Source organism: Bradyrhizobium sp. 31Argb (genome assembly GCF_043638955.1).
GTDB lineage: Bacteria > Pseudomonadota > Alphaproteobacteria > Rhizobiales > Xanthobacteraceae > Bradyrhizobium.
Genome location: NZ_JBEGDB010000017.1, coordinates 12693 through 29810 on the forward strand (window position 1 = coordinate 12693; position 17118 = coordinate 29810).

At 63.7% G+C, this 17118-nt stretch carries 6 protein-coding genes; 3 read left to right on the plus strand and 3 right to left on the minus strand.

Annotation, left to right across the window (positions count from 1 at the left end; genetic code table 11):
• Nucleotides 1–131: 131 nt before the first annotated feature.
• The gene (locus AAFX91_RS05455; protein WP_394565780.1) at nucleotides 132–6275 is read left to right on the plus strand and encodes a filamentous hemagglutinin N-terminal domain-containing protein; all 6144 of its coding nucleotides are present in this window, start codon (nucleotides 132–134) and stop codon (nucleotides 6273–6275) included.
• A 65-nt stretch (nucleotides 6276–6340) separates the two neighbouring features.
• Entirely contained in the window at nucleotides 6341–12211 is a 5871-nt protein-coding gene (locus AAFX91_RS05460; RefSeq protein ID WP_394565781.1) for a filamentous haemagglutinin family protein, read from the plus strand.
• A gap of 78 nt (nucleotides 12212–12289) precedes the next feature.
• On the opposite strand, the gene AAFX91_RS05465 is transcribed toward AAFX91_RS05460, so the two are convergent.
• From AAFX91_RS05465 to AAFX91_RS05475, 3 genes are read right to left on the minus strand one after another with little or no spacing between them, the layout of a single operon-like run.
• The gene (locus tag AAFX91_RS05465) at nucleotides 12290–13261 is read right to left on the minus strand and encodes an HlyD family secretion protein (protein ID WP_394565782.1); all 972 of its coding nucleotides are present in this window, start codon (nucleotides 13259–13261) and stop codon (nucleotides 12290–12292) included.
• Entirely contained in the window at nucleotides 13248–15578 is a 2331-nt protein-coding gene (locus AAFX91_RS05470; protein WP_394565783.1) for an ABC transporter permease, read from the minus strand. Before AAFX91_RS05470 ends, AAFX91_RS05465 begins: the two co-directional genes overlap by 14 nt.
• Entirely contained in the window at nucleotides 15575–16627 is a 1053-nt protein-coding gene (locus tag AAFX91_RS05475) for an HlyD family secretion protein (protein ID WP_130577630.1), read from the minus strand. The genes AAFX91_RS05470 and AAFX91_RS05475 overlap by 4 nt, the downstream gene beginning before the upstream one ends.
• A gap of 242 nt (nucleotides 16628–16869) precedes the next feature.
• Here AAFX91_RS05475 and AAFX91_RS05480 point away from each other — a divergent pair, with 242 nt between their 5' ends.
• Nucleotides 16870–17067: a thiamine pyrophosphate-dependent enzyme gene (locus AAFX91_RS05480; RefSeq protein WP_245475745.1), complete on the plus strand. Its 198-nt coding sequence runs from the start codon at nucleotides 16870–16872 to the stop codon at nucleotides 17065–17067.
• Nucleotides 17068–17118 lie beyond the last annotated feature (51 nt).

Consider the following 17118-nt stretch of genomic DNA (forward strand, 5'->3'; position numbering starts at 1 on the left):
AATCTTCCGAAAGCGTAGTCAACGGCCACTCGGGATTCGGTCTCAGCGGTGAGACCTCTCTTGACCCCCGAGGCGGCGGCGACATCCGGCTGCAGCGTCAGGGGCGTACCGTTGTCTGAAGGAGCCGCCCGATGTCCGCCCGTCCGTCCTCGACCGCCACCGGTCCCACGCGCCGCCATGCCCGTCACGCGGCGCTGCTGACCGGCGTCAGTGTGATGGCGCTGTTCCTGGCGAATGCGGCGGTGATGGCGCGCCCACTGGGCGGACAGGCGCCGACACCATCGGCGGCGGCGATGGCAGCATCGCAGTCGGCGGCGCAGGAGGCCGCGGCAGTCGCCAAGCAAAGCCAGGATGCGCTGGCGCGGGCCACGCGCGCCATCCAGGCGATGCAGGCGGTGCAGGATGCGGCGCGCCTCGCAGCGCAGGCCTCGCAGCGCTCCGCGACGCTCCCGCAGGTCGCGGTACCGAACGGGCTGGCGCCGGGCGGCCTGCAAGCCGCGCCCGGATGGCAGGGCGCGAATGCGCCGACGCAGGCCGTCGATGCCAGCGGCCAGACCCAGGTCGGCATCCAGCAGACCAGGGCGCAGGCGATCCTCAATTGGAATTCGTTCAACGTCGGCGCGCGCACCACGCTCACTTTCGACCAGCAGGGCAATGCGAATTGGGTGGCGCTCAACCGCGTGGTCGGCAGCACGGCGCCGAGCCAGATCCTCGGCAACATCAAGGCCGACGGCTCGGTCTATGTGATCAACCAGAACGGCATCATCTTCGGCGGCGCGAGTCAGGTGAATGTCGGCAGCTTGATCGCTTCGACCGCCAACATCACCAACGACCAGTTCCTCACCAGTGGCATCTACGCACGGCAGCAGGGCGGCCAGTACGTGCCGAGCTTCACCGATGCCGGCGGCGCCGTGACGGTTGAGGCCGGCGCGCTGATCGTGACCAGGGCGCCGTCGTCGGCGAAGCAGGGCGGCGGCTTCGTCTTGTTGATGGGCACCGATGTCAGCAATGCCGGCTCGATCAGCGCGCCGCGCGGCCAGGTGCAGCTAGCGGCCGGCAACGACTTCCTGCTGCGGCCGGGCTACAGCACCGACTCCAACCAGGCCTCGACCACTCGCGGTAACGAGATTTCGCCGATCGTCCGTGATGCGTTCGCGGCCGTTGGCAATTCCGGCCTGATCTTCGCCCAGCAAGGCGATATCACGCTCGCGGGCCACAGCATCGGCCAGGACGGCGTGCTGGTTGCCACCACCTCGGTCAACACCCGCGGCACCATCCACCTCTTGAACGCTGCCTCCGATGCCGCCGGCAGCGTCACGCTCGGCAGCGGCAGTCTGACCGCCATCCTGCCCGAGCTCGGCAGCACCGAGACCGCGCTCGACAGCCAGCGCAACCAGTTGATTGCCGATTCCAACGCCTTCACCCACGTCCCGGCCGCCAACGCCCAGTTCAACAATCTCTCGCTGCTCGCCGATCGGCTCGACCAGGGCCGCGTCGAGATCGTCAGTGGCGGCAACGTGGTCTTCAAAGATGGCTCCATCACGCAGGCGCAAGGCGGGCAGGTCGCAGTCTCCGCCGGTCGCCGCGTTTTCGCCGAGGATGGCGCGGTGATCGATGTCTCGGGCGTGCGCGGCGTGCTGCTGCCGATGTCGGCCAACAACATCATGGTCAACGTGCAAGGCAATGAGCTGCGCGATTCACCCATCAATCGCGATCAGGACTATCTGAAGAACGCGGATGTCTGGATCGACGCGCGCAACCTGGTGCTGGTGCCGGCCGGCACCGGCGGCTATTCGACCGACCGCTATTATACGCCGGGCGGCTTGCTCGAGGTCTCGGGCTATCTCGCCAATACCGCCCACCGCATCGGGGAATGGACCGCGCTCGGCGGCACTATCACCCTGGCGGCGCCGGAGGTGGTCGCGCAGAAGGGGGCGGTGTTCGACGTCTCCGGCGGCTCGGTCAGCTATGAGGGTGGCTATATCAGGACCACCAACTTCCTGGGAGCCGACGGCCGAACCTACAATATCAACAATGCGCGCGCCGATATGCAGTTCATGGCGCTCGGCGGCGGCTATGTGCGCAAGCATTATATCCAGGGCGAAGCTTACGATCCGCTGACCGAGATCTGGGCGTCCCCGTTCGGCAAGGGCGCCGTCAATCTGCGTTGGGAGGATGGCTACACCGTCGGCCGCGACGCCGGCTCCCTCATTCTGTCGACGCCGACGTCGATCTTCGAAGCCACCATCCTCGCCGACATCGTCAAGGGTGAGCGCCAGACCACGGCGCGGCCGAGTGGCACCACCGATGGCTACAAGCTGCCGCAGGACGTCGCGCCGCTCCAAGGCAGGCTCGCGCTCGGCAGCTACTCGGGCATCGGCCTCACCGATGCATCCGCTGCGCGGGTCGTCTTTGGCCGTGTGCCTGGCATCACCGAGGCGCTGAACGACACATCGGCGTTGCCTGACAGCCGCATCGGCACCGCGTTGTTTGATGCGGATGCGATCAATGCCGCCAAGCTGGGCGGTCTCAACTTTGCGAGCAGCAAGGAAATCGTTGTCGAGGCGCCGCTTGAGCTTGCGCCCGGCGCGGAGGTGACCTTCGCGGCGCCGCATGTCGATATCGCCGCGGACGTCACGGCTCGCGGCGGCAGCCTCACGCTGACCAATCTCATGCATGCCGTGCTCGGCAAGGGGCAGAACGAGCAATGGTGGGCGCTCAACGATGCGAACGGCAATTCGCAGGTCACGATCGGCGAGAGGGTTGCCGTTGATCTCAGCGGGTTGTGGACCAACGAATTCCGCGACACGCAAACCGATTCATCACGTCTCGCGCATCTTGATGGCGGAAATTTCACCGTCTCGACCACAGGCGGCATCACGCTTTCGAAGGGTTCGCTCATTGACGTGTCGTCAGGCGGCGCCATCCTGGTGGATGGCAAAACCAAAGGCGGCAAGGGCGGCAATGTCAGCCTCGTCGCCAATGATTATGCGCATCTAGCCTCGACGCAGTTCTTCACCAATCCGCTCATCCTTGATGGCGCTATCCGCGCCTATGGTTTTGGCGGCGGCGGCACACTGACATTGGATGCGGGCCAAGCGATCGCGATCGGCAAAAGCGTGGCCGATGCGCTGGTGCTCGATCCCGAGATCTTCCGGTCCGGCTTCTCCGCGTACAAGATCTCCAGCAACACCGGCATGGAGATCGGCGAGGGGACGCGCCTTGACGTCGAGGTGCCGGTCTATCGCTTCACGGACAAGAGCTATGACGCGGCGACGGGAAGCCCTATCGCGGATGCCGCGGAGCTGTGGACGCCGCCGAGCTTCATCATCAACCCCGTCGCGCATAGCGTCACGCAGCGCGTCGGCGCCGATGTGACGCTCTGGAGCCTGCATGATTTCACGCTGGCGAAAGGCGCGTCCATTAACGTCGATGCGGGGCGTTCCGTGTCGATCTTCGCCAATCGCCAGACCGTCATCGACGGCGCGATCTTGGCGCCCGCCGGCAATATCCTGATCACGAGCCTGCAGGACGCGCCCGGCGACAGCCGCTATAATTTCGGCTATGGCGAATTCGCCCTGACGCGGTCGATCTGGATCGGCAACGCCGCGGTGCTGGATGTCTCCGCACGCGGCGCGGTGGGACGCGATGAGCGCGGGATTGCTTACACGGCTGTGCCGGACGGCGGCACGATCCGCATCGGCGGCACGGGCGCGGTCGACAACGGGGGCGCGCCCATTGTCAGCGATGCGTTTGTGATCCTTCGTCCCGGCGCCATGATCGATGCATCAGGCACCTCTGCGCTGGTCGATGTCTCCACCGGCAACGGCTCTGTCTCGACGCCGGCCGCGAGCGATGGCGGGACGATCTCGCTCTATTCCGCCTTCGGCATCACGCTCGACGGCACCTTGCGTGCAGCAAGCGGCGGCAGCGGCGCCTCCGGCGGCGCGCTGAGTCTGACAATGGCTGAACGAGGTTATACGCTGGGGCAACCCACCGCGAGTTCGCCCTATGCCGCCGGCGACTTGACGGAAGCCTTCCAGAGGTCGCGCGATATCACCCTCGTGCAGTATGCGGGTCGCAGTGGCCTCAGCGCCGATCTTAAGCCGGGTGAGGGAGATCCGGCCCTGCAATTCGGCCGCACCGTGATCGGTGTCGACCAGATCGAAGCGGGTGGATTTGCATCGCTCTCGCTCTCGACTCGCGATCTCTTTGTTTTTGGCGGCAATATCGATCTTCAGCTTTCGCGCAGCATCCGCTTGTCAGGCGGTGTGATAACGGCGCCCTCTGATCAATCCGCTGTCAACATTCGCCTTGCGGCGCCTTACGTCCGCCTGGAAGGGTTTAACTACAGCGGGACAAAGCCGGAACAGGTTGGGGATATCAAGGGGTACTATCCCGGCATCAACGTGGGGTCGGGCTTCCTTCTTGGTGCTCCTCAATCGATCGCGAAGGACAGCCATTTCACGATCTCCGCCGATCTCATCGATGTTTACGGGGATATTCATTTCGGCGCGACGGCCCAGCAAGGCTATGGCTCAGGGCTGATCCGAGATGCCGTCGCCTATGGCTTTGACCAGGTGACGTTGCAAAGCCGCGGTGATCTTCGCGTTGGTGATGCCACAATCCGTGCTGACCAAAACGAACAGGTTGGCGGCCTCAATGCCTACAATCTCACGCTGATCGCGGATCAGATTTATCCTCTGAGCGGCGCGGTCGCCATCATCAGGGCTGGGCAGCGGGCCGGATTGGACGATGGCGGCTATGCCCCAGATACCCGTCTCACCATCCGCCGCAATGACGATCAGACACCAGCGGTCCCGGCTTCGGTCTTCGGCGGTCTCGCCTTCTTCGCCGTCGACATCGACCAGGGCGGCGTTCTTCGCGCGCCGCTGGGTCATATCTGGTTAAACACTTATGATCAGTCCGCGGCCAATGCCGTGCCGCCTAACGCGCGTATCACGTTCCGCAGCGGCAGCATTACGTCCGCGAGCGCGGCCGGCCTGATCATGCCCTTTGGGGGCACCTCGGACGGGCTCACCTATCAAGGCGCGGACGGCACGCTGCGCAACCTGGCAAGCGCGTCGTATGATGACCAGCACGGCATTAAGATCTCGAGCGGCGTTTCGATCAACGCCGCATCGGTCGTGGGCGAGGTCGGGGCCGTGCTCGATCTCACCGGCGGCGGCGCGCTCACCGGCGCGGGTTTCATTTCCGGCCGCGGCGGTTCGGTCGATGTGCTGAAGACAGCGCTCGTCAATGCCAATCCGGTCAACAGCTACAGCGCCTCCGGCAACAAGGTCTATGCGATCCTGCCCGGTTACGCCGCTGATTATGCGCCAGCGATCGCAACCAACGGCGCTGGCGATCCGGCGATTGGCCAGCAGATCACGCTTCCCTCTGGCGTGCCGGGACTGCCGGCGGGCACCTATACGCTGCTGCCCTCCAGCTATGCGCTGCTGCCCGGCGGCTATCGCGTCGAGCTTGGCTCGACGGGTGCCACCACGATTGCGCCCGTGACCATCGGCAATGGCTCCATCATCGCATCGGGCTATCTCGGCGTCGCCAATACCGGAAGCCGGGACGCGCTGCCGACGCGGGTGATCCTCACCTCCGGCCAGAACACGCGGCGCTATTCGCAATATAACGAAACGAGCTATGCCGATTTCGGGCGTGCGCAGGCGGCCCAGTTCGGCGGCTTCCGGCCTCGTTTGCCGGAGGACGGCAAGGTGCTTGAAATCAGCCTGCTCCCGTCGGTTGATAATACGAAATCGCTGTCCTTCGCCGGCACCGCGCTGTTCGATGGCGCCAAAGGCGGCATTGACGGCACGCTGATCATCAAGCCGGCTGCCGTCACGTCGGGCCCTGTCGTGCTCGACATCACGGCACCGGGGGGCACGCCCATCGTCGGGCATACGTCCATCTCGAGCGACGACATCAACGCCTTCAAGGCATCGACGCTCTTGCTCGGCGGCACGAGCATGTTCTTCGTGGAGAACAAGCCCGGCGTCGGCGCCAACGTTTATTTTGACGCAAGTACGACCTCGGCCATCAACCTGCTCGACGGCGCCATCATCCGCGCGGGCCAGGTGTTCCTGGTCGGCAAGGCCGTCAACATGGCGGGCGGCGCGACCATCGATACGCGCGGATTGAGCAGCAACGCCGTCGATTCCACGCTCGGTTATGTGTATGCCAACATCAGCCCCTATTTGTACGCGGATCCCAATTTCAGTCCGGCCGTGCTCGCGGTCGCCAATGGTGGTTCCAATTCCTGAATGCCGTTGGCCCCGGCAAGATCGACATTGCGAGCGGTGCATCGCTGCTCACCGACGGCAGTGTGGTGCTGGCCGGGCCGGGCGGGCTCACCATGGGCGACGTCAATTTCGGCGCGCGCTATCTCAACGTCACGCAGGAGCAGGTCAATATCGGCACGGAGGCTGCGCTTGCCGCGGCGCAGGCCGCGGGCCAGCTCCCCCCGGGTTGGAACCTCACCCAGAGCGTCCTCGACAAGCTCCTGCGGCCGTCGACGACATCAGGGGTTCCCGCGCTCGAACAGCTCATTCTGACGGCAAACCGCGCGTTCAATCTGATCGGCACCGTCGCGCTCGACACCACGCGGCAGGAGGGGGCCGGGGATCCGCTCAAGCTCGTTCTCAACACGCCAGCCATTTATGGTCTTGGCTCGGCGAGCGATACGGCGAGCGTCACCGCCGATACGCTGATCTGGAACGGCATCCGCACTGGCACTGCCGCTCCGTATGGCAGCCAGGCACCCGCCGGTGTCATGCCCGGCGGACCCGGCACGGGTTTGGGGCGTCTCGCCATCACGGCGAACGAGGTTCTGTTCGGCTATGACGCCTCGCAAAGCAAGCCGACCGATGGCGCAACGCTGAACCGTCTTGCGCTCGGCTTCTCGGATGTCACGCTGACGGCGTTGAGGCGTGTCACGGCGAACAGCGATGGCACGTTCAAGGTGGGCTTGAGCCAGGACAGCCAGGGCGCCTTGCAGGGCGGGAATCTCACCATCGCGGCCCCGCTGATCACGGCGAGCAATGGGGCAAAGCTCGATGTCACCGCGGGTGGCGCTTTGCGTCTGGTCGCGCCGACTGGGGCCGCTCCCGCGGATACGCGCGGCGTGACGGATCTCGGCGGGACGGTCTCCTTTGGCGGCGACAGCGTCTTTGTCGATACCGCATTTGCCTTGCCCTCCGGCAAGCTGACGCTCAGCGCCACGCATGATGTCGTGCTCGGCGGCAACGCGGTCATCGACCTGTCAGGCCGTGCCATCTCCTTCTTCGATGTCACGAAATATAGCTGGGGCGGCGATCTCGTTCTGAATAGCACGAGCGGCGACATCATTCAGAGCGCCGGCTCGGTGATCGACGTCTCGGCGGTGAACAACGCTGCGGGCTCGATCACGGCCAAGGCCATCGACGCCGCGCATGGGCATGTCTCGTTCGGCGGCACGATCAAGGGATCGTCGACGGGTGATTATGACAGCGGCCAGTTCACGGTGGCGGCGCAGGATTTTGGCGCTTTCGCCGCATTGAACGCGAAGCTCAATCACGCCGGCTTCTTCGGCGCCCGCAGCTTTGATCTGCGCCAGGGCAGCCTTGTCATCGGCGATGGCGTCAAGGCGCGCTACGTGACGGTCTCCGTCGATCAAGGCAGCCTCACAGTCGACGGCAGGATCGATGCAAGCGGCGCCAAGCCCGGCACCATCCGCCTGTCGGCGCGTGATGATCTGACCTTGACGCGGAACGCCGTGCTCGATGTGCATCACTCTGTTCTGCAGACCGACAGCTATGGTGCGCCGATCGAGGCCAACAACACCGCGCATGTCGAACTCACGAGCAAGCAAGGAACAATGACGCTGGCGCCGGGCGCGACCATCGATATGTCCTCGCCGGACAACGTGGCGCGCGGCAAGCTGGAGCTCAATGCGCAGCGCCGCGGCGGGGCGGACGGCGACGGCACCGGCGCAAACGATATCGCGATCGACGCGCGCAGTCCGCTCGATATCCGCGGTAGCAGCAGCATCGCGATGAACGGCTTCCGCACCTATGAACTTCCGGGCGGCAGCGCCATCGATCAGGCGTACCTCGATGGTTTGCATGCCGACAGTCAGACATTCATCAACGCGGCGCTTCAGAACGGCGACTTGAAGAACCGGCTTGCCGGGCTGGCGGCTTATGGCTCCGCCTTCCATCTGCGGCCGGGCGTTGCCATCACGTCAGATGGAGATCTGTCAACAAAAGGCGATCTGGATTTCTCCGGTTATCGCTATGGGCCAAAAGCCGATCCGGCCGTGCTGGGCTCCGGCGAGCCAGGCGTGCTCATCGTCCGCGCCGCAAGCGATCTCAAGATCAACGGCAGCATGAATGACGGTTTCGCACCGCCGCCGAAATCGCCCGACGCGCTGACGGTGCTGATCCCGGCAGGTAGCACCCTTACGTCAAATTACACGATCACAATGGATGACGTGGTCATCGGCAATGGTTCGACCATTCCAGCCAGTATCAAAATCAATTTGGAACTGAATCTCGTCGGGGGAAGGGTCAAGGCGAGCCCGACTGCTGCTAATCCAATTCCTGTCCAGATAACTTTGGCACAGGCTTACACGATAGGAGGAAACGCCGCACAGACCAGGACATTGAACGGGGGGCGTATCATTACCCCGACAAAAACGTACAATCCTGGCGATCCGCTTCCATTCAAAACAGTATTCCCGGTGGGCACCGTGTTCGAGAAAGGTGTCTATTTCACCGGAGTCGCATTCATAAACTCGGCCAATGCCAACAATCTGGTTCTCCAGCCGGTGACCCTGCCAGCGGGGACCAGCCTTTTCGTGTTCTCAGGCTACAAGTTCGCTGCCGATACGCTGATCCCCAAGGGTACGGTTCTGCCTTCCGGCATGACGAACGTGAAGCTGACCGGGCCGGGCGATCGTCAGGTGTGGGCGATCGCGCCGATGCTCGCACCGGGGACGCAATCCTGGTCGATGCGGCTCGTGGGCGGCGCCGATCTTGCGAGCGCCGACAGTCGTGCGCTGAAGACGGCAGATAGCCTCGCTGGTTCAGGCAATGTGGTGTTGAATGATCCCTTCCAGGTCACGCTTGTCGGCAGCGCGTCGACTACTGGCGTCAGCGTCGTGCGCACTGGCACGGGCGACCTCGAACTTCTCGCCGGCGGCAATTACGAGCAGAAATCGGCTTTCGGTATCTACACCGCCGGCACCGCGATCAAGGGGACCGGGACCGCGGCCAATGATTCTTACAACGTCAGCCGGGGCACATTGTCGGACGGCACAGTGCTGGGCTCGGCAAACGCCGCGTATGAAGCGACGCTCGGCTCGGAGCGCATGTACTACACCGAGCATGGCGGCGATTTCCTGCTTGCCGCGCAAGGCGACATCAAGGGCACGCTGACGACACGCGCTGATGAGATTGGAAGCTGGCTGTGGCGCCAGGGTGGTTCGGAGATCAGCCAGCGCACGGCATGGGGCATCAATTTCGGCAGCTATACGTTTGATCAGATCGACACGAGTCAGGCTGCGGCTTTGAATCTGTCCGCTTTCTCCGGTATCGGCGCCCTCGGCGGCGGCAACGTCACGCTGCAAGCGGGCGGCACGATCGGCGGCGACACAGGTCGCGGTGTGGTCATCGCCGTCGGTGGCAGCGGCCGTGTGATGGGCGATGGCAGTCTTGTGCAGACGGGCGGCGGCACGCTGTCGGTGAAAGCGGGCGATATCGGCACCGGTGGCAATCAATTCGTGAATCTGCGCGGGATCATGGATGTCGCGACCGGAGATTTCGGCAGTCTCACCGCGACGAACATTCGTAACGATAACGGGACGGATCCGCGGCCGATCAATCCGCTGACGCCCTATTCGATGACCACGCTCTATGGCGGAGATTTCGCGCCAGGCGACAGCGTGATCAATCTTCGCGCGCGTGGCGATCTGGCCGTAGGAACCATCCTCGATCCGGGCCGCGTCGGCGTCACGGCCTGGACGGACGCGAATAACGGTCAAACGAACGGTGACGGCGCGAGCTGGTTCACGCTGTGGACGGGGCAAACCGCCGTCAACATGTTTGCCGCGGGCGGTTCGCTCCAGCCGGGCAGCGGCGCAACATACTCCCGGTATTTGCCCCCGATCGTGCGGGCGGTCGCCGCGAACGGCAACATCTATAACCCGGGCGGAGGAATGCTGCTGCCGTCACACGACAGCGTGCTCGAGCTGCTGGCGCAGGGATCGATCTTCGGCGACGGGCACGAGATGGGTCCCTTGATGTCTTCGCTGTCCGCCCTGGCGACGCCATTCCGGCCGGCGTGGGCGATCTTGAATAACGGACGGACGATCACGGCATCCAACTATTGGGGCGATTACACCACCGTCGACGATCGGGGGATCGGATCACTGGAGGTTTATTCCTATGAGCTCGGTGGGCATCCCTTCGTCTTCGATGCGAACACGGTAAAGGATAGGGACCAGGCCGTGCTGGGCCAAAGCAATCTCTCACGTATTTATGCGGTGGGCGGCGATATCACCGGCATCACCTATGGCCGGATCCTCACCAAGACTCGGACCGTCGCCAGCGGTGAGATCAAGAACGTCTTCCATCAGGCCGGAGGGCCGCTGCGGATGCTTGCGGGCGGCGACATCGTCAATACGAAGGGACTGATCCTGCACAGCGATCAGAACGACGTGTCCACCATCGCGGCCGGCGGCAGCATCATTTATGCAGGCACGCCGTCGCTCGAGTCCGTCGAAAAGGGAGGCTTGGCGATTGCCGGCCCCGGCACGCTCGAAATTACAGCCGCCAAGGACATCTATCAAGGCTCAATTGCGACGGTTGAGAGCCTCGGACCGTTGCTTGCGGGCGACAACCGGCCCGGCGCTGGCGTCGTCATGCAGGCCGGCGTCGGTGCCGGCGAAATCGGTGTTGGACAAGTCGACTGGACCGGTTTTGCGAAGCTCTATCTCGATCCGAAGAATCTCGCGGGCGAGGGGAAACTTGCCGACCAGCCGGGCAAGGTCGCGAAAACTTATGGGGATGAACTTTATGACTGGCTGAAGGAGCGCTTCAGCTATAGCGGATCCAAGGCCGATGCGCTCGGTTACTTCTTCACCTTGTCGGCAGCGCAGCAGCGCATCTTCTTGCGGCAGATCTATTACGCCGAACTGACGGCAGGCGGGCGCGAATACAACGAGGACGGCGGTCCACGTGCCGGCTCTTATTTGCGCGGGCGCCAGGCGATTGCAACGTTGTTGCCGAACGATGCCGCCTATGGTGGAGATATCACCATGTTCTCGGCGACGGTCGGGACCGGCACGCCGGGTAAGACAACCGTTCAAAGCGGCTATGTGCACACCGATTTCGGCGGCGACATCCAGTTCCTGGTGCCGAATGGCACAGTCACGCTCGGGACCGAGGGGCTGTCGCCGGGCGCCGATGCCGGACTGATCACGCAAGGGTCGGGCAACATCCAGGTCTACTCCAAAGGCAGCGTGCTGCTTGGCCTGTCGCGCATCATGACCACGTTCGGCGGCAATATCATCGCCTGGTCGGCGGAAGGCGACATCAATGCCGGCCGCGGCGCCAAGACCACGGTGATCTACACGCCGCCCAAACGCGTCTATGACAGATACGGCAATGTCACCGTGTCACCCGTCGTGCCGTCCAGCGGCGCCGGCATCGCGACGCTGAGACAGATCGCAGAGGTGCCGCCTGGGACGGTCGATCTGATCGCGCCGCTCGGCACCGTCGATGCGGGCGAGGCGGGCATCCGCGCGTCGAGCTTTGTCAACATCGCGGCGCTGCACATCGTCAACGCCGCGAACATCCAGGCGCAGGGCGGCGTCGTCGGCGTGCCGCAGGTCCAGGCGCCCAACATCGGCGGTCTGACCGAAGCCTCGAACACGGCGGGCGCCGCTGCCCAGCAAGCCACCGTGCCGCAGGCGCGTGCCGGTGAGCAGCCCTCCATCATCATCGTCGAGTTTCTCGGCTTCGGTGGCGGAAGTGAGGAAGATCGCCCCAATAGCGAACAACAGCGGAATCGTGGCAGGCAAAGCAACAACAATTATGACCCGAACAATATGGTCCGCGTCCTCGGCAACGGCACCTTTACCGCGGACGACACCAAGCAGTTGACGGCGGTGGAGCGCGATACGCTCGCCCGCCAGGTCGTTGCGCCGAGCTCTCCATAGTCGGCATGGAGCGATCTGCGTGGGAACGTCGCGTCATTGGTGGTGACCGTTATGGAACGGGCAGGCAATGCTTTGTAGTCAATGCTTGATCCAAACAGTCATCCCTGGCGCGAGGCCCGCCGCCTCGTCCTGCGGGTCAAGGCGCAAGCGCAGCGTATTGCGGTCGTGATCGCCGATCACCCGCTCGGCCTGCCAGGTTGCAAAGACGCCGAGCGGCCGCAGTTCGGTGACGGCGCTCTTGATCGCGCCATCGGCGCTGTTCCGCATCACGCTCACTGTTTCTCCGACCGCGAGACCACTCAGATGGTCTTCGCGTACGTTGAATGAGAGCCATTGCTTGCCTGCCGCCTCGACCATCAGGATCGGTTGGCCCGCGCGAACGTTCTCGCCCACCTCCGCGGCGATGACGCTGACGACACCGTCGGCTGGAGCACGCAAGACCATCTTGTCGAGGCGGCGCTCGAGCACCGCGACCGCAGCCGCTGCGGCCTTCACCTGCGCGTCGGCGATCGCGCGTTCCTCCCGGGTCGGACCAGCCACGGCCGCATCGTAGTTCGCCTGGGCCTCCGCGACATCGGCGCGTGCGCTCGCGGCGTCGTTTTCGGCCTGGTCAAGCGCTTGCTGGGACTCGAAATTCTGGCGTGCCAGCGTGCTGGTTCTTGAGAGCTGGGCCTGCGTATAGTCGAGGCGGGAGCTTTCCCTGGCGATTGCAGCTTTCAGAGAGTCGACCTGTTCGCGACGCACGCCAGCATAGACGTTGTTGCGGTTTGCTATTGCCGAGGCGAGGGCGGCCCGCGCCTGGTCTACCTGTGCCGTCAGCTCCACCGCGGAGAGCCTCGCCAGGACATCGCCGGCCTGCACGCGCGCGCCCTTCTTGACCGCAATCGACATCACTTGGCCGTTCACCTCCGGCTCCACCCTGACCTCGGTCGCCCGCACGACACCGACGACTGCGGCTGGCGATCCGGAACGACGCATGGAATAGATCAGAACGCCCGCGACGAGCACGAGTGCGATCGCGGCGAAGGCGGCACGCCTAGCTTTGCGCATGTGTCTGCCCTCTCTTGACGGCAAGCGCCGAGATCACGGCGAGCGCGAAATAGGCGAGCGCCAGACACCACAGTCCGAGCCAATCATGCGCGACCTCCCAGATGCTGGCACCGAGCTGGTTGATGCGCACGAGGCCATCAATCGCGAAGTCGGCCGGGAACAGTCGGCCCAGCGCGATGGCCGCGTCGGGGATCGCTTCGCGCGGCCATGCGAAGCCGGCGGTGAAGAATTGAGGCAGGCTGGTTGCAAGGAGCAGGATGGTTGCGTTTTCCGGCCGCGTGAACCAGGCGCCGACGGCCTGCCCCATGAAGCTCGTCGCAAGCAAGAAGACGGCAGCAAGCGCGAGGAGTTGCGGAAGATGCCCGAGCGTCGAAAAGCCATAGATGCGCGGCAGCACAATGAGATAAAGCGCGAGCGCCGGAAGGTAAATCGTCAGATGGGCGAAGCCGCGGCCGAGCACGCCGGCGAATGCTCCGCCGCCGGTCGCCAGCGCAGTACGGGTCAACATCGCGGCACCGATCAGAAGGGTTTGCTGCAGGATCAGCACAAACGCCGCTGGGACGATGTAGCTTGCATAGCCGCCTACGGGGTTGAAGATCGGCTGCAGCAGAACGTCCGCGGGGCTCGAGTTCGCCAGCTTCGCCTTGACAAGGCTTCCATCCGAGCGTGCGCCTCGCGAAACAAGCTCGGACGTCAAAGTTCCGATGGCCGTGGCAACCCCGCTGGCGGTCGATCTGAATATGAACAGGTAGGTGGCATCGGCGTAGATCGGAATGTGAGCGGTGATGCCCTTGAGCACGTCGCGCTCGGTGTCTGGCGGGATTTCGACGGCGGCAAAAGCCTTCCCACGATCGATTGCGGTCCGCGCCTCGGCCAGTGTGCGGGCGCGGACTGCGACGCTCAATGCTCCACTCGCATCTAGCGTCTCGACGATCTGGCGGCTGAGATCGCTCAGATCGTTGTCGACGACCGCGATGGGAAGCTTGCGCAGGATCTGGTTCAGATAGGGTTGCGGATAATAAATACCGTAGACCAAAGGAGCCAGGAACAGGAGGGCGAAGGCGCTCCGCGCGCCGAGCACGCGCCGCCACTCCGCCATGAAGGCGCCGCCGAGGCCTCGCGGCGCGCGGCCGCTCTCTGATTGCTCGGCAGGTCGCGCCATCTCAAACCAGCCCTTGCGCTTGAGGCTCGCCATGCGCAGCAATGCGAGGCCGGCATACAGCACCGTCAGGCCCGCGAGCGGCGCGAAGGGAATGGCGGAGTCAGAGACGGGCAATCCCCGCGCCGCTTGTCCCAGCAAGACGGCCATGTACCAGCGCAACGGCAGTATCGCGCTCCAAACTTGCGCAAACGCATTCATGCCGATCGTGGGGAAGCCGACGCCGGCGTAGCCGAATGCAGGAGAGGCAACGAGGCCCGCAAGTCCCAGCCCCGTTGCCAGGTCGCCGGCCAGGAGCTGCAGCAAGGCGCCCAGCGACAGATAGGCGACGATCAGGAGGGAGCCAGCGGCCACCATCAACGGCAGGTCTCCCTTGAAGGGGATTTGCAGCACACCCTCAAGGAAAAGCGGCTCGGCCAACATGATGAGGATGAAGATGCCGAAGAGGGGTGCGAGTTTGCCGGCGAGCGCAACGACCGGATCGCCTCCGGCACTTTCGAGCCAGGCCCGCGCGTCGCGACGGCGGAATTCGGAGCCGACGGAATAGCCTGCGGCGAGCGTGATCACCACATGGATGATCGTCGGCAGCAGCGCGCGGAGCAGGAACTGCGCGTAGTTCTTTTGCGGATTGACAAGCGCGATGGTCTCCCCGGCCAGCGTTCCGATGGAAGCCGGCGCAGGCGCTGCGCTCTTGGCGGGAGCCGCCACAGCCGCCGCGGCGGAAAGCGCATCGCTCAGGCCCGAGGACGCAATGCCGGCCGCCGTGAGGAACTGCTGGTTGTAGAATCCGACGACCTGCGGGCGGCGTTGAGCCTGCAGGTCGCGTTCGAAATCCGGCGGGATATAGATTGCCGAGATCGCCTGGCCGGACCGTATATCCTTCACGGCCGTGGACAGCGTACCGGAGCGGTCGACGATTTTCAGGCTCGGTGATGCCGCGACGTATTCTACCAGGGCACGCGAAGCGTCCGACTTGTCCTCGTCAACGACAGTCACCCCGAGCCCCCGGATGACCGGATGGCTGAAGACCGTCGTGAGAACCACGAACGCAAAGAGAGGCACGCCAAAGATCAAAAGCAGCGCCACACGATCGTGGAACAGCCAGCGGCATTCGCGCTGTGCGACCAGCAGAAATCCCGGTTTTGACGCTAGCCTCATTGCCGCGATCGCCAGTCGAGATAGGCGCTCATACCCGGTCGCAGCTCGGGCACGGGCTGGACCGGGTAGGCGCGGATCGAAAATGTCCGCAAGTCGAAATCGCCCGAAGCACGCGTGGCCCGCCAGCTCGCATATTCCCCCTTGGTCGCAACAAGCTTGACCTCGACCGTGACACGGCGGTCATCGAGAGCCGGAATACGGACATCAAATCGATCGCCGACCTTCAGGCCCTTGACGAGATCCTCGCGAAGATCGAAGTGGATCCATACGTCGGCTAGATCGATCAGGGTCACCAGCGGCACGCCCGGCGATACGTATTCGCCCGGCTCGATATTGCGCTGATAGATCTGCGAGGCGACGGGGGCATAGACCACAAGTTGGTCGATGATCGATTGAACGCTCTGGATATCGGCATTGGCCTTTTCGACGTTGGCCCTCGATATCGCCCGCTCCTCCTTTGTGTAGCCATTGACAGCCTGGTCGTAGGCCGATTTGGCCTGATCGACGGCGCGTTCGCTTTCGTGCAGCGCGTCGGTCACTTGGTCGAGACGGGCTTGCGGCGCATTGCCTTGCTGGGTCAATGTGTAAGTACGGTCAAAGGTCTTCTGCGCAAGCACCTGAGCAGCCTGCGTCCGCTCCATTTCCGCTTTCCGCGCGGCAATGGTTTCCACCCGCGTTCCGACGAGTACGTTGGCAAGTTGAGCCTCCGCAACAGTCTTTGCGGCCGTCATTTGCTCGTGTTTGGCCAGAGTTTCCGGGTTATCGATCCGCACGAGCACAGCGCCAGCCGGAACGTTCTGGCCACGCTCGACGGGTATTTCCTTGACCCGTCCGTCGACACGCGCGGCTATATCCAGCCGCGTTGCATCGACCTCGCCTTGCACGAGCAGCGGTTCCGGTCGCAAGAGATAGAAGACAGAAAGCGCGACGACGGCGGCTGCGACGATGCCGACGATGATGGAAGGAGCACGCGTCGCGGTGCGGGTGTTTTTCTCGCCGTCACTCGGTGCGTCGGACGTACTTTGAATTTCCTTGTCAGAGGTCGGCATGTCCGCGCCTGATTCCCCTTTGCGTGACCGGGGTAGCCGTTTGCTAGCTTTGGTTGTTAGGCCTGTCCAATCTCGATCCGCTGAATTCCGCGAGCAGGAGGATCAACTATCGGCAGGGTGCATGTCAACCTCCGCCCTTATCGGATGCCGTCTGCTCGTCACTCGGGATAGCATATCGAACAGCACGGCTAGCTCCGCAGAATTATATGCGCTCGCCTAAGTCATCTTCGTGAGTCTGCTTCATGGAACGGGCCAACGATATGCCGTCAGCCATCGGACTCCAGAAAGCAGAACCTGGTCAACAAGTCGTGTGCATGGCAGGCGAGGGTGGAATTTCGATGCTGTTCGGAGACCTGATGACGGTCGTGCAACAGGAGCCTTTTGCTCAATTGCGTTCCCGAGAGCGGAAGGAACGGTCGCTCAACCGGGCGCAGGCTTGATCAGCCAATCGCTTCTTAGCCTTTGTGAAACTCGGCTTGACACTCGCTCTA

Excerpts from the sequence above, each read along its gene's own strand:
- AAFX91_RS05475 (WP_130577630.1), bottom strand. The coding sequence starts at position 16,627 with ATGCCGACCTCTGACAAGGAAATTCAAAGTACGTCCGACGCACCGAGT.
- AAFX91_RS05465 (WP_394565782.1), bottom strand. The coding sequence starts at position 13,261 with ATGCGCAAAGCTAGGCGTGCCGCCTTCGCCGCGATCGCACTCGTGCTC.
- AAFX91_RS05480 (WP_245475745.1), top strand. The coding sequence starts at position 16,870 with ATGGAACGGGCCAACGATATGCCGTCAGCCATCGGACTCCAGAAAGCA.
- AAFX91_RS05470 (WP_394565783.1), bottom strand. The coding sequence starts at position 15,578 with ATGAGGCTAGCGTCAAAACCGGGATTTCTGCTGGTCGCACAGCGCGAA.
- AAFX91_RS05455 (WP_394565780.1), top strand. The coding sequence starts at position 132 with ATGTCCGCCCGTCCGTCCTCGACCGCCACCGGTCCCACGCGCCGCCAT.